The sequence below is a fragment of the Streptomyces sp. Edi4 genome (assembly GCF_040253615.1).
GTDB lineage: Bacteria > Actinomycetota > Actinomycetes > Streptomycetales > Streptomycetaceae > Streptomyces.
The window spans coordinates 3465840-3490553 of the sequence record NZ_JBEJGY010000004.1 but is presented as its reverse complement, the minus strand read 5'-3'; the positions used below and the strand labels follow the sequence as shown (position 1 = coordinate 3490553).

At 71.6% G+C, this 24714-nt stretch carries 26 protein-coding genes and 1 pseudogene; 13 read left to right on the top strand and 14 right to left on the bottom strand.

The features are described from left to right. Nucleotides 1–251: 251 nt before the first annotated feature. The gene (locus ABR738_RS17870) at nucleotides 252–881 is read right to left on the bottom strand and encodes a hypothetical protein (RefSeq protein ID WP_350230982.1); all 630 of its coding nucleotides are present in this window, start codon (nucleotides 879–881) and stop codon (nucleotides 252–254) included. 140 nt (nucleotides 882–1021) lie between these two features. Here ABR738_RS17870 and ABR738_RS17865 point away from each other — a divergent pair, with 140 nt between their 5' ends. Beyond that, a complete protein-coding gene (locus ABR738_RS17865) occupies nucleotides 1022–1549 on the top strand; it encodes a hypothetical protein (RefSeq protein ID WP_350230981.1) in 528 nt (175 codons plus the stop codon). A 71-nt stretch (nucleotides 1550–1620) separates the two neighbouring features. Here ABR738_RS17865 and ABR738_RS17860 read toward each other — a convergent pair whose 3' ends face one another. The 3 genes from ABR738_RS17860 to ABR738_RS17850 are packed head-to-tail and all read right to left on the bottom strand — an operon-like array spanning nucleotide 1621 to nucleotide 3974. Then, the gene (locus tag ABR738_RS17860; RefSeq protein WP_350230980.1) at nucleotides 1621–2394 is read right to left on the bottom strand and encodes an enoyl-CoA hydratase/isomerase family protein; all 774 of its coding nucleotides are present in this window, start codon (nucleotides 2392–2394) and stop codon (nucleotides 1621–1623) included. Then, complete coding sequence (locus tag ABR738_RS17855; RefSeq protein ID WP_350230979.1) at nucleotides 2391–2822, bottom strand: Zn-ribbon domain-containing OB-fold protein; 432 nt, start codon at nucleotides 2820–2822, stop codon at nucleotides 2391–2393. The genes ABR738_RS17860 and ABR738_RS17855 overlap by 4 nt, the downstream gene beginning before the upstream one ends. A 3-nt stretch (nucleotides 2823–2825) precedes the next feature. Then, on the bottom strand, nucleotides 2826–3974 hold the full coding sequence (locus ABR738_RS17850) for a lipid-transfer protein (protein ID WP_350230978.1): 1149 nt from the start codon (nucleotides 3972–3974) through the stop codon (nucleotides 2826–2828). Between the two features lie 90 nt (nucleotides 3975–4064). On the opposite strand from ABR738_RS17850, the gene ABR738_RS17845 reads away from it, so the two are divergent. Next, nucleotides 4065–5645, top strand: coding sequence for a FadD3 family acyl-CoA ligase (locus ABR738_RS17845; RefSeq protein ID WP_350230977.1), 1581 nt, complete (start codon nucleotides 4065–4067; stop codon nucleotides 5643–5645). A gap of 4 nt (nucleotides 5646–5649) precedes the next feature. Here the strand turns inward: ABR738_RS17845 and ABR738_RS17840 are convergent, their stop codons facing one another. From ABR738_RS17840 to afsR, 5 genes are all read right to left on the bottom strand, one after another. Further along, nucleotides 5650–5919 carry a hypothetical protein gene (locus ABR738_RS17840; RefSeq protein ID WP_350230976.1) on the bottom strand — a complete coding sequence of 90 codons (270 nt, stop codon included), beginning with the start codon at nucleotides 5917–5919 and terminating at the stop codon, nucleotides 5650–5652. Beyond that, entirely contained in the window at nucleotides 5912–6271 is a 360-nt protein-coding gene (locus ABR738_RS17835; protein WP_350230975.1) for a hypothetical protein, read from the bottom strand. Before ABR738_RS17835 ends, ABR738_RS17840 begins: the two co-directional genes overlap by 8 nt. Nucleotides 6272–6466: 195 nt before the next feature. After that, complete coding sequence (locus ABR738_RS17830; protein ID WP_350230974.1) at nucleotides 6467–6622, bottom strand: hypothetical protein; 156 nt, start codon at nucleotides 6620–6622, stop codon at nucleotides 6467–6469. 194 nt (nucleotides 6623–6816) lie between these two features. Then, complete coding sequence (locus ABR738_RS17825; RefSeq protein WP_350230973.1) at nucleotides 6817–7026, bottom strand: hypothetical protein; 210 nt, start codon at nucleotides 7024–7026, stop codon at nucleotides 6817–6819. Between the two features lie 203 nt (nucleotides 7027–7229). Further along, nucleotides 7230–10241 (bottom strand): SARP-family global regulator AfsR, encoded by a 3012-nt coding sequence (gene afsR / locus ABR738_RS17820; RefSeq protein ID WP_350230972.1) that lies wholly within the window; start codon nucleotides 10239–10241, stop codon nucleotides 7230–7232. Between the two features lie 228 nt (nucleotides 10242–10469). Here afsR and ABR738_RS17815 point away from each other — a divergent pair, with 228 nt between their 5' ends. Beyond that, complete coding sequence (locus tag ABR738_RS17815) at nucleotides 10470–11684, top strand: amidohydrolase family protein (RefSeq protein ID WP_350230971.1); 1215 nt, start codon at nucleotides 10470–10472, stop codon at nucleotides 11682–11684. 73 nt (nucleotides 11685–11757) lie between these two features. On the opposite strand, the gene ABR738_RS17810 is transcribed toward ABR738_RS17815, so the two are convergent. Genes ABR738_RS17810 through ABR738_RS17800 form a run of 3 tightly spaced genes read right to left on the bottom strand, consistent with a single transcriptional unit; the run spans nucleotide 11758 to nucleotide 13104 of the window. Beyond that, nucleotides 11758–12030: a DUF397 domain-containing protein gene (locus ABR738_RS17810; RefSeq protein ID WP_350230970.1), complete on the bottom strand. Its 273-nt coding sequence runs from the start codon at nucleotides 12028–12030 to the stop codon at nucleotides 11758–11760. 37 nt (nucleotides 12031–12067) lie between these two features. Next, nucleotides 12068–12277, bottom strand: coding sequence for a DUF397 domain-containing protein (locus ABR738_RS17805; protein WP_350230969.1), 210 nt, complete (start codon nucleotides 12275–12277; stop codon nucleotides 12068–12070). Beyond that, complete coding sequence (locus ABR738_RS17800) at nucleotides 12274–13104, bottom strand: helix-turn-helix domain-containing protein (protein WP_350230968.1); 831 nt, start codon at nucleotides 13102–13104, stop codon at nucleotides 12274–12276. Before ABR738_RS17800 ends, ABR738_RS17805 begins: the two co-directional genes overlap by 4 nt. Before the next feature lie 128 nt (nucleotides 13105–13232). Between ABR738_RS17800 and ABR738_RS17795 the strand changes: the two genes are divergently transcribed. The 10 genes and pseudogenes from ABR738_RS17795 (at nucleotide 13233) to ABR738_RS17750 (ending at nucleotide 23677) form a co-directional block, all read left to right on the top strand. Continuing rightward, the gene (locus ABR738_RS17795; RefSeq protein ID WP_350230967.1) at nucleotides 13233–13763 is read left to right on the top strand and encodes an ATP-binding protein; all 531 of its coding nucleotides are present in this window, start codon (nucleotides 13233–13235) and stop codon (nucleotides 13761–13763) included. 154 nt (nucleotides 13764–13917) lie between these two features. Beyond that, nucleotides 13918–15015: an FAD-dependent monooxygenase gene (locus ABR738_RS17790; RefSeq protein ID WP_350230966.1), complete on the top strand. Its 1098-nt coding sequence runs from the start codon at nucleotides 13918–13920 to the stop codon at nucleotides 15013–15015. A 24-nt stretch (nucleotides 15016–15039) separates the two neighbouring features. Further along, nucleotides 15040–15369, top strand: a pseudogene (locus ABR738_RS17785) (PaaI family thioesterase); the annotation flags it as partial. Between the two features lie 191 nt (nucleotides 15370–15560). Then, nucleotides 15561–16172, top strand: coding sequence for a hypothetical protein (locus tag ABR738_RS17780; RefSeq protein ID WP_350230965.1), 612 nt, complete (start codon nucleotides 15561–15563; stop codon nucleotides 16170–16172). A 62-nt stretch (nucleotides 16173–16234) separates the two neighbouring features. Beyond that, nucleotides 16235–16648 carry a PaaI family thioesterase gene (locus tag ABR738_RS17775; RefSeq protein WP_350230964.1) on the top strand — a complete coding sequence of 138 codons (414 nt, stop codon included), beginning with the start codon at nucleotides 16235–16237 and terminating at the stop codon, nucleotides 16646–16648. A 137-nt stretch (nucleotides 16649–16785) separates the two neighbouring features. Further along, nucleotides 16786–17730 (top strand): LLM class F420-dependent oxidoreductase, encoded by a 945-nt coding sequence (locus ABR738_RS17770; protein WP_350230963.1) that lies wholly within the window; start codon nucleotides 16786–16788, stop codon nucleotides 17728–17730. A 9-nt stretch (nucleotides 17731–17739) separates the two neighbouring features. Further along, nucleotides 17740–18525 carry an SDR family NAD(P)-dependent oxidoreductase gene (locus ABR738_RS17765; protein WP_350230962.1) on the top strand — a complete coding sequence of 262 codons (786 nt, stop codon included), beginning with the start codon at nucleotides 17740–17742 and terminating at the stop codon, nucleotides 18523–18525. A 157-nt stretch (nucleotides 18526–18682) separates the two neighbouring features. Then, nucleotides 18683–19804 carry an LLM class flavin-dependent oxidoreductase gene (locus tag ABR738_RS17760; RefSeq protein WP_350230961.1) on the top strand — a complete coding sequence of 374 codons (1122 nt, stop codon included), beginning with the start codon at nucleotides 18683–18685 and terminating at the stop codon, nucleotides 19802–19804. 640 nt (nucleotides 19805–20444) lie between these two features. After that, nucleotides 20445–22184, top strand: a complete 1740-nt coding sequence (locus ABR738_RS17755) for an N-acyl-D-amino-acid deacylase family protein (protein ID WP_350230960.1) — start codon at nucleotides 20445–20447, stop codon at nucleotides 22182–22184. Nucleotides 22185–22216: 32 nt separating this feature from the next. Next, nucleotides 22217–23677: an aldehyde dehydrogenase family protein gene (locus ABR738_RS17750; protein ID WP_350234627.1), complete on the top strand. Its 1461-nt coding sequence runs from the start codon at nucleotides 22217–22219 to the stop codon at nucleotides 23675–23677. A gap of 43 nt (nucleotides 23678–23720) precedes the next feature. Here ABR738_RS17750 and ABR738_RS17745 read toward each other — a convergent pair whose 3' ends face one another. After that, a complete protein-coding gene (locus tag ABR738_RS17745) occupies nucleotides 23721–24044 on the bottom strand; it encodes a putative quinol monooxygenase (RefSeq protein ID WP_350230959.1) in 324 nt (107 codons plus the stop codon). A 41-nt stretch (nucleotides 24045–24085) separates the two neighbouring features. Beyond that, nucleotides 24086–24688 carry a Uma2 family endonuclease gene (locus tag ABR738_RS17740; RefSeq protein WP_350230958.1) on the bottom strand — a complete coding sequence of 201 codons (603 nt, stop codon included), beginning with the start codon at nucleotides 24686–24688 and terminating at the stop codon, nucleotides 24086–24088. Between the last annotated feature and the right edge of the window lie 26 nt (nucleotides 24689–24714).

Genomic DNA, 24714 nt, shown 5'->3' with positions numbered 1-24714 from the left:
AACTGCGCGAGAAGCGCCCACGGCCCGCACCCGAGCTCCCTGGGGCTCCGCCCCAGACCCCGTTCGCGCCTAAAGGGCGCTCGTCCTCAATCGCCGGACGGGCTGACTATGCCCATGCGGGCCGGCACCAGCCCTGTCAGGGGCGCGGGGAACTGCGCGTAACGCCCAGGCACCCGCACGCGGGCCCGCACCAGATGCTCAGGGGCGCGGGGAACTGCGCAAAGCCCCAGCCACCCGTACCCCGACCCGCCCTACCGCCGGTGGGGCGCCCCCGGGGCAGGCGGCGGCGCATCCGGGGGAGGCCCACCCGGGTCGGGCTCACCCGGGGGCGGGCCCTCGCGCACCCCCTCCTCACGCCACCCCTCGGGGCCGGGCCCAGGACGCCCATGCCGGGCCCGGTGCCCAGCCGGATACCCCCGCTCACCCGGCGCCCCACCCGCAGCGCCCGCCGCACCCCCACCCCGCCGCGAAGCCATCAGCGCCGCCCCAAGCAGCATCACAAGACCGCCGCCCAGCGCGAGCCCGACCCCCTGGCCCAAACCCTTGCCGGACGAGTCCACGGTCAGACTCCCCGCCGCCTGCCCCTGCCGCACCATCCACAGCGCGGTGAAACCGAGCACGACGAGACCCGCGACGATCACCAGCGCGCGCGAGCGCAGCACCAGGCCGACCAGCGTCACCAGGGCCGCGAAGGCGAAGGGGAGCAGCATCGAACCGGCCACCTCCGCCTTGTCGGCGGAGATGCCGGAGAACAGGTCGTCGATGCGGTACGCGCTACCGTGACGGCCGTCGTACCAGGCACGGAAGGGGCTCCAGACGGCGGCCGCCGCTCCGATGAGAGCGAGGATCGACCCGAGGACACCACGGACATCTCGCACCATCTCCGGCCCTCCTCACAGACGGCTCTCGCTGCCGACGCTACGCCCGGTGCGGGCCCTCCGCTACCCGTAGCCCACTGGCCCGGCCCACCTCCTACGTGGACCGCTGTTAGGGTGTCGGCCGGTATCCGGAGGGGGGCGACGTGCTGCGTCGCGGGATGAAATGCGCGGCCGTACTCATAGGTACGGTGCTCGCGCTGACGGGGTTCTCCAGTCACGGCGGTCAGGGCAATAGCCACCACGCGAGTTCGGGCGGCGGTTGCTCCAACTCCCGTAAGGGCAACGACGATTCGGGCAGCGGAGGCAGTACGTCCGCCACCGGATCCGCCACCGGCCCCGCCACCGGCAACCCCACCGGCTCCACCCCGGGTTCCAGCCGTGGCTCGGCCTCGGGGACGACCACCGCTACCACCTCGGTCGTCACCACGTGCGCCTCCGCCGCCCAGAACGTCACGAGCTCCACCGTGCACGTGACGGTGAGCAGCGGTTCCGGCAGCCGGCGCTACCGCGTGGAGGTCGCCTTCCGCGACGCGGCCGAAGCCGTCGTCGACGAGGGATCCACCGCGGTGAACCTGGGCCCCGGCGCCTCCCGGGACATCACCGTGCCGATGGACCACCCCGAGCTGATCGCCCACGTGGACCACTGCGAAGCCACGGTCCGGCTCGCCTAGCGGCCCGCCGCCGGCACGGTACGCCGTCGCCCAGCCCAGCCCAGCCGAGCCGCCGCCCCCGCCCCCCCGGCTCACCGCGTCCGGAAGTCCTTCGAGCGGCGCGCGCCGAACAGCTCGGCCTGTCGTGGCGGCGGCAGGTTCCCGAGCGCGACGAACGCGGGCGCGCGGGAGTGGGCCTGGGCGAGGGCGGCCTCCTGCGCGGCCCACACCGACCGCACGGTCCCCTGCACGGCCTCCGTCGGGAACGAGGCGATCGTCTCCGCGCAGCGCACGGCCGCCTCCAACTCCGCCCCGGGAGCCGTCACTTCGCTGACGAAACCGATCTCGTACGCCCGCCGCGCACTCATCCGCTCGGCCGTGCCCATGAGAGTGAGCCGGGCCGCCTCGCCGTGCGGCATCCGCAGCGCCAGATACATCGACTCGTACGCGCTGACCATGCCGTAGGTGGTGTGCGGGTCGAAGAACGTGGCGTCGTCGGCCGCGACCACGAACTCCGCCTCGCCGAGCAGGTAGAACGCCCCGCCGCAGGCCATCCCGCGCACGGCCGCGATCACCGGCTTCCACAGGTCGTTGGCCTTGGGTCCGATCGTGAGCAGGGGATCGTCGGTCGAGTACGGCGACGCGGGCTGCGCCACCTGGGCCGCGCGGTCGATCCCGGTGCAGAAGGCGCGCTCGCCCGCCCCGGTCAGGACGACCGCGCGTACGGCGTCGTCGAACCGCAACTCGCGCCAGATCGCGGCCAGTTGGGAAGCCGTCTCCAGGTCGATCGCGTTCAGGCGCTCGGGCCGGTCCAGGGTGACGACCGCGACGCCGCTCTCCCGGTCGCGCGCCACCAGGACGTTCACGCCCGCTCCAGGAGCCAGCGCGGCACGCTCACCCCGTCGACCTCGGTGAACGCCACCTGTACCCGGGCCCCGATCCGCAGCCGGGCGGGGTCGACCGAGTCCAGCGGCGCGTCCGGCTCGGCGACCACGTTGCCCACCAGCCGGATCAGCGGGTCCTCGGCGAGCTCGACGATCACCGTGTTGTAGGGGGCCACCGCCGCGTAGTCGGGCAGCAGTGGAGGGTGGGGCAGGACGTAGGACCAGAGGCGGCCGCGTCCGCAGACGCGGCGCCACTCGCTCGCGAAGGATCGGCAGTGCGGGCAGCACGGCCGGGGCGGGAAGCGGAGGCGGCCGCAGCCGGGTGCGGCGCAGGCCTGGACGCGCAGCTCGCCTCGGGCCGCGTACTCCCAGAACGGCGCGCCGTCGTCGTCGGGTACGGGTGTCAGCATTCCTCAACTCCTCAGCAGAAGGGCGGAGGTGGGCACGCCCTCACCGGCGGTGACCAGGCAGGTGGCGGCGTCGGGGACCTGGGCGGTGCCGGCTCCGCGCAGCTGTTTGACGCCTTCGTTGATGAGGTTGAAGCCGTGGACGTAGGCCTCGCTCAGGCCGCCGCCACCGGTGTTGAGAGGCAGCCGTCCGCCGATCTCCAGGGCGCCGCCCTCGGTGAAGGCGCCGCCCTCGCCGCGCCCGCAGAAGCCGTAGCCTTCGAGGGAGAGTGGGATGAGCGGGGTGAACGCGTCGTAGATCTGGGCCACGTCGATGTCCTCGGGGCCGAAGTCGGCCTGTTTCCACAGGTGGCGCGCGGCGGTCCAGGCGGGCCCGGTCAGCGGGTCGTCGTTCCAGTAGTTGACCATGCCGTGGTGCTGGGCGGGCAGGCCCTGGGCGACGGAGTGCACGTACACGGGCCGCTGCCGGCAGTCGCGGGCCCGCTCGGCCGAGACGACGACGCACGCCAACGCCCCGTCCGTCTCGAGGCAGTTGTCGAAGAGGCAGAGCGGTTCGCTGATCCAGCGCGAGGTCATGTACATCTCGCGGGTCAGTGGGCGCTCGTACATGATCGCGGCCGGGTTCTGGTTGGCGCGGTTGCGGCAGGCGAGGGCCACGTTGAAGAGGTGGTCGCGGGTGGCGCCGTACTCGTGGAAGTAGCGCCGGGCCAGCATGCCGATCTCGTCGGCGGGCCTGAGCAGCCCGAAGGGGCGGGTCCACTGGGCCGGGGTGGGAAGCTGGGCCGCGGTGTTCCTCCACGGCCTTGGCCCGCTGCCGCGCTTGCGGGAGCGCCAGGCCACCCCGACGCCCGCCTGCCCGGTGGCGATCGCGGCGGCCAGGTGTCCCACGGTCGCGCAGGACCCTCCGCCGCCGTAGCCGACCTTGCTGAAGAAGGTCACGTCCCCCGCGCCGATGGACTTGGCGACCTCGACCTCGTCGGTCTCCTCCATCGTGTACGAGGCGAACGCGTCCACCTCCGACGCCTCGATGCCCGCGTCGTCGAGGGCGGCGAGGATCGCCCGGCACGCCAGCGTCTTCTCGGATTCGGGCAGGCGCCTGGCGAACGGCGTCTGCCCGATCCCGACTATGGCTGTCGCGTCCTTCAACGTGGCCATGGCCCCACCTCCACGAGCGTCACCCGTACTGACAGCGCAGGAGGCTACAGCTAATCTGACGGATAGTCAGCTGGCCTGGGGAGGGTTTCGATGCGCGGGGACCTGGAGTGGGGCACGATCGCGAATCTGGTACGGAGCGCGGCCGGGCGCCACGGCGAGCGGGAGGCGGTCGTCGAGGGCCGGAGCCGGATCTCCTACGCGGAGCTCGGCGAGCGCGTGGAGCGCGCGGCGGCCGCGTGCGTGGCGGCCGGGGTGGAGCCGGGCGACCGGGTCGCGCTGTGGGCGCCCAACACCGCCGACTGGATCGTCGCGGCGCTCGGCGCGGTGAGCGCGGGCGCGGTGCTCGTGCCGCTGAACACCCGGTTCAAGGGCGCGGAGGCGGCGTACGTCCTGCGCAGTTCCCGCGCCAGGCTCCTGTTCATCACCGGCACCTTCCTCGGCACCTCCTACGTCGCCTCGCTGCGCCGCGCCACGGCCGAGGGCCCCGGCACCGGCCCGCTGCCCTCGCTGCCGCATCTGGAGCAGGTGGTGGTCCTCGCCGACGACGCGCCCGACACCTTTCGCACCTGGAAGGACTTCCTGGCCGGCGGGGAGGGTGTGGCGGTCGACGAGGTGGCGGCGCGCGCGGACGCCATCGCCACGGACGCCCCCTGCGACATCGTCTACACCTCCGGCACCACCGGTCGCCCCAAGGGCGCGGTGATCACCCATGCCCAGACCCTGCGCTGCTACGCGATCTGGGCCGAGCTCGCGGGCCTGCGCGAAGGCGACCGCTATCTGATCGTGAACCCGTTCTTCCACACCTTCGGCTACAAGGCGGGCGTCATCGCCTGCCTGATGCGGGGCGCGACGATGGTTCCGCAGCCGGTGTTCAACGCCGAGACCGCCCTCGCCAACATCGCCGCCGAACGCGTCTCGGTCCTGCCCGGCCCGCCCACCCTGCACCAGGCGCTCCTGGACCACCCCGCCCGCGACCAGTACGACCTGAGCGCGCTGCGTCTGGTGGTGACGGGCGCTGCGGTGGTGCCGCTGCGCCTGGTGGAGCGCCTGCGGGACGAGCTGGGCGTGGGCACCGTCCTGACCGCGTACGGGCTCTCCGAGGCGAGCGGGATCGTCACGATGTGCCGCCGGGACGATCCGGCTGAGGTCATCGCCTCGACGTCGGGCCGCGCGATCCCCGGCACCGAGGTGCGGGTCCTGGCCGCTGAGGGCGAACCCGGCGAGATCGAGGTCCGTGGCTTCCATGTGATGCGGGGCTACTTCGAGGACCCGGCGCGCACGGCCGAGGTGATCGACGAGGACGGCTGGCTGCGCACGGGCGACATCGGCGTCCTGGACGGCGCGGGCAACCTGCGCGTCACCGACCGGATCAAGGACATGTTCATCGTCGGCGGCTTCAACGCCTACCCCGCCGAGATAGAGCGACTGCTCGGCCTGCACCCGGCGGTGGCCGACGTGGCGGTCATCGGCGTCCCGGACGCGCGCCTGGGCGAAGTGGGCCGCGCCTATGTGGTGCGGCGCCCCGGCTCACCGGCGACGGCCGACGACCTCATCGCCTGGTGCCGCCGCGAAATGGCCAACTACAAGGTGCCGAGGGAGGTCGAGTTCGTCCCCGAACTCCCGCGCAACGCGAGCGGGAAGGTGGTGAAGGGGGAGCTGCGGGGTCGGTGAGGGGTCAGAGGGGCGAGGCGGTCACTTGGAGGACGTACACGCACTGGTGCCGTGCGATGGTCAGGTACAGGAACATCCCGCCCGGGACGAAGGCGGTCTGCACTCCCTCACCCACCCCTTGGTAGCGCGTGCCGTCCAGGTGAAGGGCCGACGCGGCTCGGACGATTTCGGCGGCACGCTGCTCCACCTCCGCGACGAGCTCCGAGGGCGGGGGCGTGGCACCGCCGACCACATGTGTCTCGTCGGGCTCGTACTCCCAGCGCCACTCACTCACCCGCGAGCGACTCCCGGGCCGTCCGATACGCGGTCCGGATCTCCTCCATGGCCGTCCCCCACGCCGGATCAGCGCGGTCGAGGACCTGTGCCGCGTACTCGGCGGAGTGCAGACGCGCGGCGGCGGCGGGAAAGCGCGCGATCTCGATGACGACGGCCCAGGCTTCCAGGAACTGTACGACCGGGCCGAGGGAATCTGTCCGCGCCGCAAGGGCGATCGCTTCGTCCTTCTGCTGCTCCATCTCGGCCAGCCGATGCGGCGCCACCTGGGCCAGAGCCACGCGGAGTGCCGCAGGGCTCCGTTCCGGGCGCGGGATGAGAGGCCCGCCGGGCTCGGTGTGCTGTGCGCTCATCCTGATCCCTCCTGAGGTTCCAGGGGCCACAGTACGACAGGGGCGCGGCACGATGCCGGGCCTTCGGACGGCATGGCCCGGAGGGGGTGTGCTGGGCTTGCGCTGAGTCCATCACCCAGGGCCCGGGAGGAGGGCCGATCGCTTCCGCGTCATCGCGGCCAGGGCCAGTACCCCTCCCGCGCCGCCGTGGCGGGCTCAGGTGGCGTGGATGTCCTGCGGCGTGATCACCGTGGCGTGGATGTCCAGGGTGCCGGCCGCGACGCGCGGGGCGGCGAGGGCGGGGGCGGCGGCGCCGACCGCCGCCGTTATGACGACGGCGAGCGTGGCGAGCAGGCGGGTGGCGCGGGTCATGGCAACTCCAGGTGCGGTACGGGGCGTTGGCTGTGTGTGGCGTCGGTGTCGACCGTATGAATGATCGCCGGTCCCGGCGGGCAAGGACCGGCGAATGCCCGGACCGGTGGGCGCGGAGCGAGCCGGTCCTGGACATGCGGCGGCCGCGACGGCTCCCCCTCCGCGCCGTCGCGGCCGTCCCCCGCTGAGAAAAGTCAGTTGACCGGTTCCGCCGTGGCGTGGACGTCGTTCGTCGAGGCCGCGCCGGTGGCCGTCGCGTGGACGTCCAGGGGCTTGACGGTGCCGGCGCCCCCGACGCCGGTGGCGTGCACGTCCAGCGGCGTGAACGTGCCGTCGTCGGCCGTGGTCGTGGCGTGGACGTCCAGTGGCTTGATGACCGGTTCGGTGCTCTTGATGTCGCCCATGGTGACTCTCCCGTTGGCGGTGCTGATGGAGCGGAACGGACCCGCCCGGCCGCTCCCCCGATGGTGTCCGGACGGGTCCCTCGGAGCCGCTGAGACTAATACTGCGGCTCTCAGCCCTTCCGCCGGCCCCCCGGCTCCACGGAACGACTGAGTAGAAGAGTGCCGGACGGCGATAAACGAACGATGAACGGCCAGCCCCGCGCCTATGCGGCGCGCGCGGGAGCGAGCAGGGCGCGGACGGTCACGGCCTCCGGCGAGCCCAGCGCGTCGAACAGTTCCAGCGACTCCCGCCAGCAGACCTGGGCCCGCCCGCTCTGGCCGATGGCGTCCAGCGCCCGGCCCAGCACCGTCAGGACGTTGCCCCGGCGCCAGTCGCCCCCTATGCCGCGCAGGCGGGTCAGCGCCATCTCCGCGTTCGCCGCCGCCTGGGCCGGGCGCCGGGCGGCGAAGTCCACCTCGGCGAGGCGGAACAGGGCCATGCCCTCCCACAGGTGCTGGCGGCTGTCGCGGAACACCTCAAGGGCCTCCCGCAGCCGACGGACCGCCTCGGCGTACTGTCCGTCCTTCGCCAGGGCGAGCCCCAGCGCGTAACGGGCGTTGGCGCCCCGCAGTGAATTGCCGAGCCCGTCGTAGATGTCGATGCCGTTCTGGGCGAGGGCCACCGCGCTGGCCGTGCGGCCCATGGCCAGATGGATCCGCGACAGGTTGCACAGCGCGCTTGCCTCGCCGGGCCGGTCCCCGCCCCGGGAGTAGTTCTCGATCGCCGTCGTCAGGTGCTGCTCGCCCTCGGCGTACCGGTTCTGGTAGAGCGCGACGACGCCCCGGATGTTGGGGGCCCAGCAGCCGGGCAGGGAGTCCCCGGCGAGCTGGGACAGGCGCATGCCCTCCGCCGCGTCGAGGTCCGCCTGGTCGAACCCGCCCGCCGTGTGACGGGCGTTGGCCAGCGCGGTCAGGACGCGGCCCTGCGCCCGTACGTCCCCGCAGGCGTGGGCGGCCGCCTGGAGCGCGGCGCCACTGGCCACGTACTCCTTGGAGTTGGTGCCCGACTCCGCGAGGTCGAGGGCGGCCCACAGGAGGTCCCCGGCCCGGCGCAGGAAGGCGGGACGGCTCGCCGCCTGCCGTACGCAGGCCAGGAGCGGGACGGCTTCGGCGTACATCCAGTCCTGGGCGGCGTGGGGGTCCTCGAAGCGCACGCCGTCGCGTCCGGTCGGCTCCAGGTGGTCCACCAGGCGATCGCCCGGGCGTTCCAGCGCGTACACGCCCGAGGCCGTCGCCAGATAGAAGTCCAGCAGCCGCGACAGCGCCAACTCCCGCTCCTGCGGCCGCTGTTCGTCGCGCTCGGCGCACGAGCGGGCGTACAGCCGCACCAGGTCGTGGTAGCGGTAGCGGCCCGGCGCGGCGGACTCCACCAGGGACGTGTCGACCAGGGACTCCAGCAGATCCTCGGTCTCCTGCTCGGGGAGGTCGAGGACGGCGGCCGCCGCGGCCAGGGAGATGTCGGGCCCGTCGGGCAGGCCGAGCAGGCGGAAAGCGCGGGCCTGGGCGGGCTCCAGCTGGCCGTAGCCGAGCTCGAAGGTGGCCTTGACCGCGAGGTCACCGGCCTTGAGCTCGTCCAGGCGGCGCCGCTCGTCCGCGAGCTTCGCGGCCAGTACGGAGACCGTCCAGGTGCGGCGCGAGGCGAGGCGGGAGGCCGCGATACGGATGGCGAGCGGCAGGAAGCCACAGGCGGCGACCACGTCGAGGGCCGCCTCGCGCTCCGCGCAGACGCGCTCGGCGCCGACGATCCTGGTGAAGAGCTGCAACGCCTCGTCGGGGGACATCACGTCCAGGTCGACGAGGTGCGCGCCGGCCAGGTCGACCATCCGGTTGCGGCTGGTGACGAGGGCGGCGCAGCCCTCGGTGCCCGGCAGCAGCGGCCGGATCTGCGCCGCGTCCCGGGCGTTGTCGAGCAGCACCAGGACCCGGCGGCCGTCGAGCGTGGAGCGGAACAGGGCCGCGCGCTCCTCCATCGAGTCGGGGATCGCCGGATCCGGCGTGCCGAGCGCGCGCAGGAAGGCGCCGAGAACCGTCTCGGGTTCGGTGGCCTGCGCGCCGGCGCCCTGGAGGTCGATGTAGAGCTGTCCGTCGGGGAAGTGCGGGCGGGCCGCGTGGGCGACGTGCACGGCGAGGGTGGTCTTGCCGACGCCACCGATGCCGGCCAGCGCGGAGACCGCCATGACCGTGGTCTCGGCGCTGGCGAGCCGCGAGGTGAGCTCGCGCACGAAAGAGGCGCGCCCTGTGAAGTCCGGTACGGAAGCAGGGAGTTGAGCCGGGCGGACCGGGGCCGGGGCGGAGGTGGGCGCGTCGGCGGGAGGCCGGGCCAGGTCCTCGTCCGCGCGCAGGATGCGGTGCTGAAGCCGGGCGAGCTCGGGCCGGGGGTCCACGCCGAGCTCGTCGGCGAGCAGCCGCCGGGTGTCGGCGTACACCGCGAGCGCTTCGGCCTGGCGGCCGCTGCGGTACAGGGCCAGCATCAGCAGTTCGCGCAGCCGCTCGCGCAGCGGGTGGGCGGCGGTCAGCGCGGTCAGCTCGGAGACGGCCTCGGCGTGGCAGCCCGCCTCCAGGTCCAGGTCGAGCCGCGTCTCGGTGAGCTGGAGGCGCCACTCGGACAGCCGGGTGCGCTGGTTCTCGGCGTACGGGCCCGGCACGTTGGCCAGGGGTTCGCCGTCCCAGTGCGCGAGCGCCCTGTTCAGGAGCGCGCGGGCGCGGCCCTGATCGCCGCCGGTCCGCGCCTTCTCGGCGGCGTTCGCCAGCTCCTGCGCCTCGTTGAGGTCGAGGGTGGCGGCGCCGGCCCGGATCGCGTAACCGCCGGACTCGCTGACCAGGACCCCGGGGTCCAGTACCTTGCGCAGCCGGGAGGCGTACGTACGGAGCGCGGCCAGGGCCTGGGAGGGCGGGTCCTCGCCCCAGATGGCGTCGATGAGTTCGGCCGCGGTGGCGGTGTGGCCGTCGCGCAGGAGCAGGGCGGCGAGCAGGGCGCGCTGCTGCGGAGAGCCGGACGGCAGGGCCTGCTCACCCCGCCACGCCCGTACCGGTCCGAGTACGCCGAAGCGGAGCCCGGCGCCGGACGCCGCCGGGCCGTGCTCGTCCGCCGCCTGGACGAGGTCCCCCCTCGCGCGCTGCGGCGGCGGTACTGGAGCGCGCTGCTCCGGAACGCGCGTCCCGCCGTCACGGTCCATAGCTCCCCCTGTACCCCCGTACTCCTGGATTGCTCCCCGCCAGTCTGCCCTGTCCGGAGGGGTCGCGTCAGCAGCGGGTGACCCTCTGCACAAGGCTTCGACACATGCCCTGCACACTCATCGCGAGCGCTGTCCCCCGCGATCGGTGCGGGACGCGGCGGCCCGGACCGGGCGTGAAGCGTGCGCGGGTAGCTGACGGATCGTCAGATCAGCTCTACCGTAGAAGACATGGAGACCTTCCCGAAGATCATCTCGGTGGACGACCACACGGTGGAGCCCCCCAACGTCTGGCGGGATCGCCTCCCGTCCAGGTACCGGGAGAGCGGCCCGCGCGTCGTCCGGGCCCCGCTGAAGGAAATGACCTTCCTGGGCGGTAAGTTCGCGCCGGTCATGGGCGCGAAGGGCGACGACGGGCCGATCGGCGACTGGTGGGTGTACGAGGACCTGCACCGCCCGCTGACCCGCCTGGACACGGCCGTCGGCTACGACCGGGACGAGATCCGGCTCGAAGTCATCACCTACGAGCAGATGCGACCGGGATCCTACGACGTCGCCGCGCGCCTGGCGGACATGGACGTCAACCACGTCCAGTCCGCGCTCTGCTTCCCCACCTTCCCGCGCTTTTGCGGCCAGACCTTCACCGAGGCGCCCGACCGCGAACTCGCGCTGCTCGCGGTGCGCGCGTACAACGACTGGATGGTGGAGGAGTGGTGCGGCCCCGATGCCCACGGCCGCCTTGTCCCGCTCACCCTGATCCCGCTGTGGGACGCCCACCTCGCCGCCGCCGAGGTCCGCCGCAACGCCGCGCGCGGGGTACGCGCGGTCGCCTTCTCCGAGATACCCCCGCACCTGGGCCTGCCCTCCATCCACGCCGACGCCTGGGACCCCTTCCTCGCCGCGTGCGACGAGACAGGGACGGTGATCGCCATGCACATCGGCTCGTCCAGCAGGATGCCCTCCACCTCCCCGGACGCCCCGCCGGCCGTCGGCTCCACCATCACCTTCGCCAACTGCTGCTTCTCGATGGTCGATTGGCTGATGAGCGGCAAGTTCGAACGCTTCCCCAACCTCAAGGTCATGTACGCGGAGGGCCAGATCGGCTGGATCCCGTACATCCTGGAGCGCGCGGACGTGGTGTGGGAGGAGAACCGGGGCTGGGGCGGCGTGGCGGACAAGGTCCACCGCCCCCCGTCCGAACTCTTCGCGGACCACGTGTACGGCTGCTTCTTCGACGACGCGTTCGGGCTGCGCAACCTGAACGCGATCGGCGTGGGCAACGTCCTGTACGAGACGGACTACCCCCACTCGGACTCGACGTGGCCCAAGTCGAAGGAGGTCGGCGAGGCGCAGATGGGACACCTGGCGCCGGATGTGGTGGACCGGATCGTACGGGGCAACGCGATTGCCCTGCTGGGGCTTACGGGGGAGGGGTTGTGGGCGTAGACCCGGGCGGTGCCCTGCGGGGCTGACGGGGGGTGGGGGTGTAGCCCGGGCCCACGGGGCCCGGGCCCGACCCCTAGCCTGCGGCCGCGTAGGTGACGAATGCGGCCCAGGTGCCCGGGGGGACGCAGAGGAGGTCACCGTCGGGGTACTTGGAGTCGCGGATGTGGATGGTGCGGGGGGTGGCGGCGACTTCTACGCAGTCCTCGCCGTTGTTGCTGCTGCTGTAGCTGCTCTTGGACCAGGTCGTGGCTACCTCGATGCAGTCGTTGCCATCGCTGCTGTCGCTGTAACTGCTCTTGAACCAGGTCAGTTCGGTGCCGTAGACGGCGGAGGATTCGTCCTTCACGATTCGCTTCTCCCGTCACGCGTTGTGGGATGCGGGCTCAGTGGCTGGCCGCGTAGGAGACGAAGGCGTCCCAGGTGCGCGGGGTGACGCCGAGGCGGCTGCCTTCGGGGGTCTTGGAGTCGCGGATGTGGATGGTGCGGGGGGTGGCGGCGACTTCTACGCAGTCCTCGCCGTCACTGCTGCTGCTGTAGCTGCTCTTGAACCATTCCAGCTCGGTGCCTTCGCTAGCGGCGGCCTTGCGGATCATGTCTCTCCCAGCACTCGCTCGATGAAGACCCTCGACTCCTCTGGAGTCAGAGCCTGGGCCCGGATAATGCCATAGCGCAGTTCCAGGATACGAAGCTGGCCCGGATCTGAGATCGGTCGACCGCCGAATTTGCCATCCCCCCGTCCCAGAGCCGAACCGTTTCCGAACTTCAATACCTCGATCAAGCCGGCCGTCCCGGGATGGTCACCGCGGCACGTCGGCATCACCTGAAGCTCTACGTTAGGCAACTCGCTGACCTCCAGCAGGCGTTGAAGCTGCTGCCGGAGCACCGAAGCTCCTCCGATCGGGCGCCGAAGCGTAACTTCCTCCTGTACGAAGCTGAGCTCGGGGCCCGAAGAGCGATCGAAGACCGAGCTCCGGGCCATCCTTGCGGCGACCATCCGTTCCAGCTCGCCTGATGAGTACGCGGGTCGGCGCGTCCGGAGCAACGCCCGGGCGTACTGCTCCGTCTGCAACAGCCCGTGAATGTTGTGGTTGGCGTACATGCCCAGCTCCACAGCTTCCGCTTCCAGCTTGGCCAAGTCACGCACCTTCTTCGGATACCGGGCGACGGCCACGTCCTCCTTCATGGCCGCCAGGCGGCCCCCCGCGTCGAGGACGTGCTCGGCCTTGTCCAGGTACTCCGGGCGGGGAATCCGGCGGCCGCCCTCCACCTTGAAGACCAGGTCCTCGCCGTAGCCGATCGCCGCGCCGAACTCCGCCGCCGTCAACCCGGCGGTCTCCCGCCAGAGTTTCAGCTGGCGCCCGACCGCCGTCGCCACCGCACATGCCTCGTCGTCCGGGTCCACGCCCCAGTCGTCACTCATCCGCACCCACCTCCGAGCGTGCCGTACCCCAGGACGGCCGGGACTCCACCGGACAGAACCGGGACAGAAACTCTCTGTACTCACTCGATCACTGGTCAGGGTAAACGGGTGTGGCCACGCTGAGTGACGTGACAGAAGAAACGCCCTCAGGGGTACGTGAGTTCAGTGTCCAGCTCTCCTGTACGGGGCGCGGCGCCCGCATCGCCCGGGTGCTGGCGGTAGAGCAACTGCGCAGGTGGGAGCGGGAGTTCGAGGACGCGCAGTACGTCGTGGGTGAGCTGGCAGCCAACGCCGCGCTGCACGGGCGGGTGCCGGGCCGGGACATGCGGCTGGTGCTGAGGGACGACGGGGCGACGCTGCGGATCGAGGTGGTGGATGCGCAGGGTGACCGGCTGCCCGTCGCGCGGGCGGAGTCCTGGGCCGAATCGGGCCGGGGGCTGCTGCTCGTGGCGGCGTACGCCGACCGCTGGGGCGTCCTCGCGGGGCCGGGCCCGTGCAAGACGGTGTGGGCGGAGCTGTCGATGCCCTGCGGGCGGGGTGGTGAGGGCCTGCCTTCGGGTTCAGGCGGCGCGCCCCCGCCCGGACCGACGGCGTCGCGGTCGAACGGTGGAGCCCTGCGGGGGGCGGCTCGGCCGGGCAGCGGCGTCCGTGACGCATAAGTGTAATCGTTAGGAAAAGCTAACCGTTAGTGTTACGTTCCCTGGGTGAAGAGAGCGAGCTTGGCCGCGTCCGGCAGGCGGGCGCCTGGTTGGCCTTCCTCCCAGTCGTCGGCGCATCTCGCCACGGCGGTACTGGATGGCAAGGGGAGGAACGATGCGCACTGTGATCGTGGGAGCGGGCCTGGTCGGGCTCACCACCGCGGCCTCGCTGCGGCTGATCGGGCATGAGGTCATCGTGCTGGAGCACGCGCCGCAGGTGCGGGCCGCCGGGGCCGGCATCGCCCTGTGGCCCAACGCGCTGCGGGAGTTGGACGCTCTGGGCGTCGGCGACGATGTCCGGCGCATGGGTGAGACCGTCGAGGCCCGTTTCCTTGACGCGGCCGGGCACCCGATGCGCGCGGCCGGCTACGATCCGGCCGCCCACCGGTTCCTGATGGTGCCGAGGCCGGAGCTGAACAACCTCCTCGCCGACACCGTCGGCAGGGACCGGATCAGGCTGGGGACACACGTCACCGGCTTCACCGAGCACGACACACATGTGGAAGTGCACCTCGCCGACGGTGCGCCGCTGCGGGCGGATCTGCTCATCGGTGCGGACGGTGTGCACTCCGACGTGCGCACCGCTCTCGCGCCCGGCAGCGCGGCAGTCGCGCAGGCCGGCAACTTCGCCTGGCGCGCAGTGCTGCCCTCCGGGGACGAGCGGCCGGAAGGCACGTTTGTCACCATCGGGCACGCGCGGACCCGAGGCGGCTACACCCGGGTCGCACCGGGCCAAACCATGTGGTGGGTGGGCCAGTTCGACGCCGGTGAACTGGTCGGCGGCAAGAGGGACCGGGCACTTCTCCGGGCCCGCAACGTGGCCGAGTCCGGCTGGCACGACGAACTCCTGGAGATGATCGCCGCGACGCCGGAGGAATCCATCCTGGAGAACCAGATCATGCTCGTCCCCGAACTGCGGCGCTGGACCACGGACCGGGTCGCCCTGATCGGGGACGCCGCACATGGCCTGTCCCCGCACATCGCCGCGGGCGGCACCCTGGGCATGGAGGACGCCGGAGTGCTGCGCGCCGAGTTGGCGGGGGAATCCGCCACGGCTACCGCCCTCGCCCGTTACGAGAGCGTACGCCGGGCCCGGTTCGAAGAGGTGCGTCAGCACTCCGCCGCGATCGAGCATGCCGACGGAGCTGCCGAGTCCGCCGAGCGCTACGCCGCCTTCACTCACTGGATGATCACCACCGCGCCCGCTGCCTGATCCCGGCGCAAGAGCGAGCTGGCGCTGCGGTCGCCGGGGTCCGGGCGGTTGGTCCGGGACGGTGGCGGGCTCAGCGGGCAGGCGCTGATGGCCGCCGCCGACACCGCCACCGTGATCGCGGTGGCCGCCGCGCGCGGGGCGTACGGGCCGATGACGACCGTGCAGCAGTCCACGAGTTTCATGCGTCCGGTGACCGGCGCCGACGTACTGATCGACGCCCGCGTCACCGAGCTGGGGCGGCGCATGGCCTTCGCCGAGATCACCACGACGGGCGAGGGCGCCGAGGAACCGGCGGCCCGGGCGACCACGGTGTACGCGTTGCTCGGTGGAGGCGAGGCAGCGACCGCGCGCTGATCCGGACGCGGGAGTTCAACGTGCGAGGTGGCCGCGCTCCCGTGCCGGACCGCCGGGTAAGTCCTTCCTTCCCGCCATCTGAACGAGGGCGTACCGGCTCTGGTGTTTGAGTACGCGTACTCATGAGGGGCCACCCCGCTCCCTTTAGCGTGACGCTGGCAGAGACGAGGCGCACGAGGGGGAGGGGACGGGTGAGTTCGTTCGAGGCGGAGTGGGCCCAGCTCAAACGGGACGCCGTGGGCCGGGCGGCGATCACCGGCCCGATGAGGGCGCCGTCCCGAGCCCGGGCCTTCCTTCTGTGCGTTGCCCTCATGGCCCTGACCGGATGCGGTACGGGCGGCTTCACGGGTTCCTCGGAGACCCCCTTCGCGGGCATCAGCACGACTTCCGACGCGGCCGATGCGATGGAGAGGGTGTCCAGCGAGCTCTACGACCTGATCGGTCTCCAGGGAAGGGCCTCCAGCACACAGCCCGGCGTCATGGAGTGCGAAGGCAGGGACCGCGACACGTACTTCACGATCTTCCATCCCTGGGACCTCATTCCGGCTTCGACTTCGACGGCCGAGCTTGAAGGTGTTGTGAAGCGGCTCAGGGATGAGCTCCCCCAGCATGGGTGGAAGGTGGTCGAGTACGGACGGGACAGCAGCAAGAACAACAACCTCAGTCTGACGGCCGACAACGACACGAAGAAGGTCAGCGTCAAGCTCGGCGCCTACGTCAAGAACAGTCCACCCTCGCTGGGCTTCATGGTGGTGTCCGGCTGCTACCGGATCCCTGACGGGAAGAAGATCGAGCGCTTCTGAGATCGCCGTCGCGGCCGATCGGGGCGCTGACAAGGGGCCGGGGCGCCGTCACCATGGGGCGCATGACGTTGAGCCCTGCTGAAGCAGAGAAGATCCTCGCCGACAACTTCGCGCCCTGGGTGCTCGGTCTCGGACTGCGCGTGGAGGAGACGGGGGAGCGGCACGCGGTGTTGCGTCTGCCGTGGAGCGACGCGCTCGCCCGGGACGGTGGCGGGCTCAGCGGGCAGGCGCTGATGGCCGCCGCCGACACCGCCACCGTGATCGCGGTGGCCGCCGCGCGCGGGGCGTACGGGCCGATGACGACCGTGCAGCAGTCCACGAGTTTCATGCGTCCGGTGACCGGCGCCGACGTACTGATCGACGCCCGCGTCACCAAGCTGGGGCGGCGCATGGCCTTCGCCGAGATCACCATGACGGGCGGGGGCGCCGAGGAACCGGCGGCCCGGGCGTCCACGGTGTACGCATTGCTCGGCTGAGCCCAGCCCCCGGGCCTTTTTCGCCCGCGTCACCGCCCGACCCGCGCTCACGCACCTCTTGTCTGATGGGGCGTCAGCTATGACGATGGTGCGCAGCCCGTGAACTGACGGGCCATCAGAATGGCGTGGAGGGCGCGGTGTCGATACTGCCGAACGGGCGTCTCGCGTACGGGATGCAGCTTCCCGTCCAGTCGCAGAGCACCCTCTACGCCGAGCGCTGGGAGGCCGATGCCGGGCCGGGTGAACTCGTCGCGATCGCGCGGGCCGCCGACCGGGCCGGGTTCGCCTACCTTGCCTGCTGCGACCACATCGCCATTCCGCGCCGGCTCGCCGGGGTCATGAGCACGGTCTGGTACGACCCCGTCGCCACCTTGGCGCACTTGGCCGCCGTCACCGAGCGGGTCCTGCTGATGAGCCATGTCGCGGTCGTCGGGCTGCGCCATCCCCTCGTCACCGCCAAGCAGTACGCGACCTTGGACCACCTCAGCGGCGGGCGGCTGATCCTCGGGGTCGGGGCCGGGCATGTGCGCGAGGAGTTCGACGCGGTCGGCGCGGACTTCGCGCGCCGGGGAGCCGTGCTCGACGAGACCATCGACGCGCTCCGGGCAGCGCTCGGGCCGGAGGAGTACCCAGAGTTCCACGGCGAACGGTTCTCCTTCGGTGGGCTCGGCCAGCGGCCGCGGCCCGCGCAGCGACGCGTGCCCATCTGGGTGGGCGGGTCGTCACCCGCAGCCCTGCGGCGGGCGGCGCTGCGCGGGGACGGGTGGCTTCCTCAAGGGGGTACGCGGCAGCAACTGCGCGCCCAGATAGGCCAGTTGCGGACGCTTCGGGAGCGGGGCGGCGTGGTCGAACCCGTCACCATCGGCGCGATCACTGAGGCGCTGTACGTCGGTGAGCCCGGCTGGGACACCGGGCGCCGCACCCTCACGGGCAAGCCCGAGGCGCTCGCGGCGGCGCTACGTGCGTACGGGGAGATGGGCGTGGACCAGATCCAGGTGCGGTTCCGTTCGCGTGGACGCGACGAACTCCTCGACCAGATGGCCGCGTTCGGGGCCGAGGTCGGCCCACATCTCAACGACTAGGAGTCGACGATGGGCAAGCTGGACGGTCGGGTCGTCTTCATCACCGGGGGCGCGCGGGGGCAGGGGGAGCAGGAGGCGCGGCTGTTCGTGGCCGAGGGGGCCAAGGTGGTCGTCGCCGATGTACTGGACGAGCAAGGGGAGGCCTTGGCCAAGGAACTGGGGCATGGCGTCGCCCGGTTCGCGCATCTCGACGTGAGCCGCGAGGAGGAGTGGGTCGCCGCCGTCGCGGCCGCGAAGGACGCCTTCGGCAGGATCGACGGGCTGGTCAACAACGCCGGGATCCTGCGGTTCAACGCGCTCGTGGACACGCCGCTGGATGAGTTCATGCAGGTGGTGCGGGTCAACCAGGTGGGGTGTTTCCTGGGGATCAAGGCGGTCGCGCCCGAGATCGGCGCCGCGGGGGGCGGAACCATCGTCAACACCGCCTCGTACACCGCGATGACCGGCATGGCGGCGGTGGGGACGTACGCCGCCACCAAGCACGCCATCCTCGGACTCACCCGGGTCGCCTCGCTCGAACTCGCACATCTGGGGATCCGGGTCAACGCGGTGTGCCCGGGCGCCATCGACACCGCCATGTCCAACCCCGCGCAGCTCGACCCGACGGCGGACGCCGCCGAGACCTCGGCCGCACTCGACGAGCTCTACCGCAAGCTGGTGCCGCTCGGCCGGGCGGGACGGCCCGAGGAGGTGGCCGTGCTCGCCCTGTTCCTGTCCTGCCAGGACTCCTCGTACATCACGGGACAGCCCTTCGTGATCGACGGTGGGTGGCTCGCCGGGGTGTCCCTGTTCTGAGTTCCCCGGAGCGACTTCCGGACCCGGGCTCCTCCGGGGGCTCCATTTCCTGACCATGCGTCAGGTATTGACCGTGTCGGCGGCCGGTGGAACAGTCGAGCCGTCACCACCTGACGGTGCGTCAGAAACACGTGATACGTCATGAAGGAGAAGTCCCGTGGAATTCGGACTCTTTGTGCAGGGATACGTGCCGGCGGCACGGTCAGCGGTCGACCCCATGGCGGAGCACAAGGCGCTCATGGAGGAGACGGAGTACGTCATCCAGGCCGACAAGTCCGGGTTCAAGTACGCCTGGGCCTCCGAGCACCACTTCCTGGAGGAGTACTCCCACCTCTCCGCGAACGAGGTCTTCCTCGGCTACCTCGCCCACGCCACCGAACGCATCCACCTCGGCTCGGGCATCTTCAACCCGCTGGCCCAGGTCAACCACCCCGTCAAGGTCGCCGAGAAGGTGGCCATGCTGGACCATCTCTCCGAAGGACGCTTCGAGTTCGGCAGCGGACGGGGTGCCGGGTCGCACGAGATCCTGGGGTTCATACCGGGCGTCACCGACATGAACCACACCAAGGAAATCTGGGAGGAGACCATCGCGGAGTTCCCCAAGATGTGGCTCCAGGAGGAGTACCAGGGGTTTCAGGGCAAGCACTGGTCGCTGCCGCCCCGGAAGATCCTGCCCAAGCCGTACGGGGCGTCGCACCCGGCCATGTGGTACGCCGCCGGGTCGCCCTCCTCGTACGCGATGGCGGCGCGCAAGGGGCTGGGGGTGCTCGGGTTCTCCGTGCAGAAGGTCTCCGACATGGAGTGGGTCCTGGAGCAGTACAAGACGGCGATCCGGGACGCCGAGCCGGTCGGTGCGTTCGTCAACGACAACGTGATGGTGACGTCCACGGCCATCTGTGCGCCGACGCACGAGGAGGCGGTGCGGATCGCGGTCGGGGGTGGGCTGAACCGGTTGCAGTCGTTGGTGTTCCGCTACCACGACACGTTTCCTCGGCCCGAGGGGATTCCGGAGTGGCCGGAGCTGCTGCCGGAGTACAGCGCGGAGATCATCGAATTGCTCATCGCGGAGGAGCTGATGATCTGTGGGGATCCTGATGAGGTGACGGCGCAGTGCAAGCGGTGGGAGCAGGCGGGGGCGGATCAGCTGTCGTTCGGACTGCCGATCGGGGTGTCGTTCGACGACACGATGCAGACGATCCGGTTGATCGGGGAGCATGTGATTCCGGTCATCGACACGGATCCGGTTCACCGGACCTCTCGCTTCCGCGCGGCATCCTGACCCGGTGCGCCCCAGCCCCCTGGGTCTCCGCCCCAGACCCCGTCCGGCCTGAACGGCCTCGTCCTCAATCTCCCCCAAGGCCTTGAGGGCCAGGGGGGACCCCCATGACGGGCTGGGGATGCCTCTTCGGGCCCGCACCGAGACCGCCAGGGGCGGCGGGCTGTGTGTGCGGGCCGGCACCAACCCCGCCAGGGGCGCGGGGAACTGCGCGACCAGCCCAGCACGGTCCGCAGCCGGGGTGTCTGGGGCTCTGCCCCAGACCCCGTTCGCGCCTTAAGGGCGCTCGTCCTCAATCGCCGGACGGGCTGGGTATGCGCATGCAGGCCAGCACCAGCCCTGCCAGGGGCGGATGGGCTGAGGATGCGGATGCGGACCCGCACCAGCCCCGTCAGGGGCGCGGGGAACTGCGCGACCAGCCACGTACGACCCGCACCCAACGAACCCCCGGAGGGTTTCGGGAAGGGGCGGGGTGGGGGAAATCCCGGGCCGGCCCGGACCAGCCCCCAACCAGACCCGAGGCGGCGCCTTCCCGGACCGCCGTCTCGTAACCACCCCCGGCCGGAGGCCCACCGCGGCGCCTCCCGGCCGGGGGCGGCCCCACCCGGGTCCACACCCACCCCGCACCCCCGGAAGGCATCCCATGCTCGACCACCTGATCAAGGGCGCCACCCTCGTGGACGGGACCGGCGCCCCCGCTCGCCGCGCCGACGTCGGGATACGCGGCGGGCGGATCGCCACCGTCGCCGCCCCCGGGGCCGTCACCGAGGACGCCGCCACCCGCGAGGACGCCACCGGTCTCGTCCTCGCGCCCGGGTTCGTCGATCCGCACACCCACTACGACGCCCAGCTCTTCTGGGACCCCTACGCCACGCCGTCCATGAACCACGGCGTCACCACCGTCGCCGGCGGCAACTGCGGATTCACCCTCGCCCCGCTCCACCCCGACCGCCCCGAGGACGCCGACTACACCCGGCGCATGATGTCCAAGGTGGAGGGGATGTCCCTCAAGGCCCTTGAGGAGGGGGTGAGTTGGGGGTGGAGCAGCTTCGGGCAGTACCTGGACGCCCTCGACGGGCGGATCGCCGTCAACGCCGGGTTCATGGTCGGGCACTGCGCCCTGCGGCGCCACGCGATGGGCCCCGACGCGGTCGGCGGGCAGCCGAGCCCCGCGCAACTCGGCACCATGCTCGCGCTGCTCCACGACGCCATGGACGCCGGCGCCTGGGGGCTCTCCACCACCCAGTCCTCCACCCACTCCGACGGTGACGGCCAACCCGTGGCGTCCCGGCACGCGCTGCCCGGCGAGCTGATCGCGCTGAGCGAGGCCGTCGGACAGCACGAGGGTACGCAGCTCGAAGCGATCGTCGCCGGGTGCCTTGACCGGTTCGCGGACGACGAGATCGACCTGCTCGTCGAGATGAGCGCCGCCGCCGGGCGCCCGCTCAACTGGAACGTGCTGACCATCGACGCCGCCGTACCCGAACGCGTACCGCGCCAGCTCCTCGCCAGTGAGCGCGCGCGCCGGGCCGGGGGGCGGATCGTCGCGCTGACCATGCCGATCCTCACCCCCATGAACATGTCGCTCGGCACCTTCTGCGCCCTCAATCTGATCCCCGGCTGGGGCGACATCCTCGGCCTGCCCGTGCCCGAACGCATCGCCAGGCTGCGCGACGCCGGCGTACGGGCCGAGATGCTGCGCCGCGCCGAGAGCAAGGAAGCCGGGATCTTCCGGCGGCTCGCGGACTTCGGGCGGTACGTCATAGGCGACACCTACAGCCCCGAGAACGAGGGCCTTACGGGGCGGGTGGTCAAGGACATCGCCGCCGAGCGCGGAATCGACCCCTTCCGCTGCCTCGTCGAGATCTGCGCCAACGACCGCCTGCGGACGGTCCTGTGGCCCATGCCGACCGACAACGACCCCGCCACCTGGGCGCTGCGCCGCGAGACGTGGGAGCACGAGGACGTGCTGCTCGGCGGCTCCGACGCCGGGGCGCACCTGGACCGGATGTGCGGCGCCCCGTACACCACGCGTTTCCTCGGGGACTGCCTGCGCGGGCGCCGGCTCGTTCCGCTGGAGCGGGCCGTGAAGATGCTCACCGATGATCCCGCCCGCCTGTTCGGGCTGCGCGGGCGCGGCCGGATCGAGGAGGGGTGCCGCGCCGACCTCGTCCTGTTCGACCCGGAGCGGATCGAGGCCGGGCCCGCCACGCTCGTGCACGACCTGCCGGGCAGCAGCCCCCGGCTCGACTCCAAGGCCATCGGTGTCGTCTCGGTCCGGGTCAACGGCGTCGAGACGTTGCGCGATGACCGGGTGACGGGCGCGGTGCCCGGCACGGTGCTGCGCTCGGGCCGCGACACCAGGACGGTGAGCACCAAGTGAGCCAAGTGGGCCAAGTAGACCCGGCGGGCCAAGTGGGCCAGGGGGAGCGGGAGTTGTTCATTGGTGGGGCCTGGGTCGTGCCTGACGGCGGGTACTACCCCGTGCTCGACCCCGCCACCGAGGAGGTGGTGGGGTTCGCGCCCGAGGCGAGCCGTGCGCAGGTGTACGGGGCGGCGGCGGCCGCGCGGGAGGCCTTCGGCGCCTGGTCGCGCACGCGTCCCGAGGAGCGGGCCGCGATCCTGGACCGGGCCGCCGACCTCATGCGGCGCGACTTCGTGTCCAACGCCGAGCTGGCCCGCGCCGAGACCGGCGCCACCGCCGCCACCGCGCGCGGCATGCAGGTCGGGGTGGGGATCTCACGGTTCAGGCGGTACGCCAGGGGCGCCCTCGAGCCGGTGGAGCGGGCGCTCGTGCCGCAGGTCAACGAGGCCGGGCCGATGGGAGGGGCGGGGGTGCTCGGGGCGCTCGCCGTGCGGCAGCCGGTCGGGGTGGTCACCTGCGTCACCTCGTACAACAACCCCTGGGCCAACCCGGCGGGCAAGGTCGCGCCCGCGCTCGCGATGGGCAACACGGTGGTGGTGAAGCCCGCGCCGCAGGATCCGCTGTCGGTGTTCAGGATGGCGGCGGCGCTGGAGGAGGCGGGGGCGCCGCCCGGAGTCGTCAACGTGGTCACCGGGTCCGCGTCGGCGGTCGGTGAGGCGGCGGTCGACTCGCCCGACGTCGACATGGTCTCCTTCACCGGCTCCACCGCCGTCGGGCAGCGCATCGCCGAGGTGTGCGGGCGCGCCATGAAGCGGCAGCTGATGGAGCTGGGCGGCAAGGGGGCCGCGATCGTCTTCGACGACGCCGACCTGGCGTCGGCGGTCCAGGGCATCGGCACCACCTTCGCCTTCTACAGCGGGCAGATCTGCACCGCGCCGACCCGGGTCCTGGTCCAGCGCGGCGTCCACGACCAGCTGGTGGACCGGCTCGCGGCGTACGCGGGATCGCTGAAGGTGGGGGATCCCACCGCGCGGGACACGGTGGTCGGGCCGGTGATCTCGGCCGCCCACCGCGACCGGGTGGAGTCCTATGTGGAGCTGGGGCGCAAGGAGGGCGCGACGGTCCTCGCGGGGGGCCAACGCCCTTGCCTGGAACGGGGGTTCTATGTGGCGCCGACCCTCCTCGCGGGGTGCACCAACGACATGCGGGTGGCCCGCGAGGAGATCTTCGGCCCGGTGGTCGTCGTCATCCCCTTCGACGACGAGGAGGAGGGCGTCGCGCTGGCCAACGACAGCGAGTACGGGCTGCTCGACTACGTGTGGTCACGGGACGTGGCCCGCGCCTTCCGGGTCGCCCGACGGCTGCGCGCGGGCGGGGTCGGCGTGAACACGATCGGCCGCAACATGGAGGCGCCGTTCGGCGGCTTCAAGAAGAGCGGGGTGGGCCGGGACGTCGGCTCGTACGCGCTGCACGCGTACAGCGAACTCCAGTCGATCGTCTGGCCCGGCTGACACCCGGCACGCGTTGCCTGGGCTGGAGCTACTTGGGCTGGAGCTACTTGGGCTGGAGCTCGGCCATCTTGTTCCAGCCCTGGCCTGGCACCTGCACGTTGATGATGTCCGGGGTGGCGGCGATGGCGCCGGCCATGGACTCCATCCCGGCCCTGAAGTGGTCGGAGTCGACGTGCGCCGCCCCGGCCGCCTCGTCGGCGAAGGCTTCCAGCAGGGTGTACTGGGTGGGGTCGTCCACGCTGCGCGACCAGTCGTAGAAGAGGTTGCCCGGCTCGGCGCGGGTGGCCTGGGTGAAGTCGTCGACGATGGTGAGCCAGTTGTCGGCGTGCTCGGGGCGGACGGTGAACCTGACGGCGATGAAGATCATGCCTCTACCGTGCCGGTCGGATTGTCCCGTTGCAAACCGGGTCATTCCCGGGGGAACTCGTCCGTCGTGAGGACGAGGCCGACGACGGTCCGGGTCAGGTCGATGTCGGTCCCGAAGGACACCTGGAGCTCGCTGGTGTAGTCCCCCTCCTTGGGCTCGGTGTAGAGGTGGCACTTGCCCTGGTACGGGTCGGCGATCAGGTACACCGGGATCTCGGCCTCGGCGTACGCGGTCCGTTTCGGGCCGTAGTCGTTGGCGCCGGTCCCCTTCGAAACGACCTCGGCGACGAATTCCACGTCGTCGTGGACGAAGCGCCGCGTGCCGTGCTCGACGGCCGCTGCCGACACAAGGGTGATGTCGGAGCAGAAACCGTTGAGATGCCCGGGGTAATCGATCCGGACGTCGGAGAGGATCCGATTCCGGGCGAATCCTGTCCTCAGCTGTTCGAAGATGTTCGCGATGACGTCCCAGTGGACCCTCCGCTGCGGCGTCATGAAGATGGCCCCCTGGACGATGTCGATCCGGAAACCCTCGGGGGCGGTCCTTTCCAGCCACGCGAACAGCGTGTCGAGCGTGTGCTCGCTGTCCCTGTGCTCGGCCATCTCGATCCTGTCGTCAGTGTTCCGGTCGTCGACAACGGTCATCGTGGCGCTCCTCCCCGGCCGCGTCC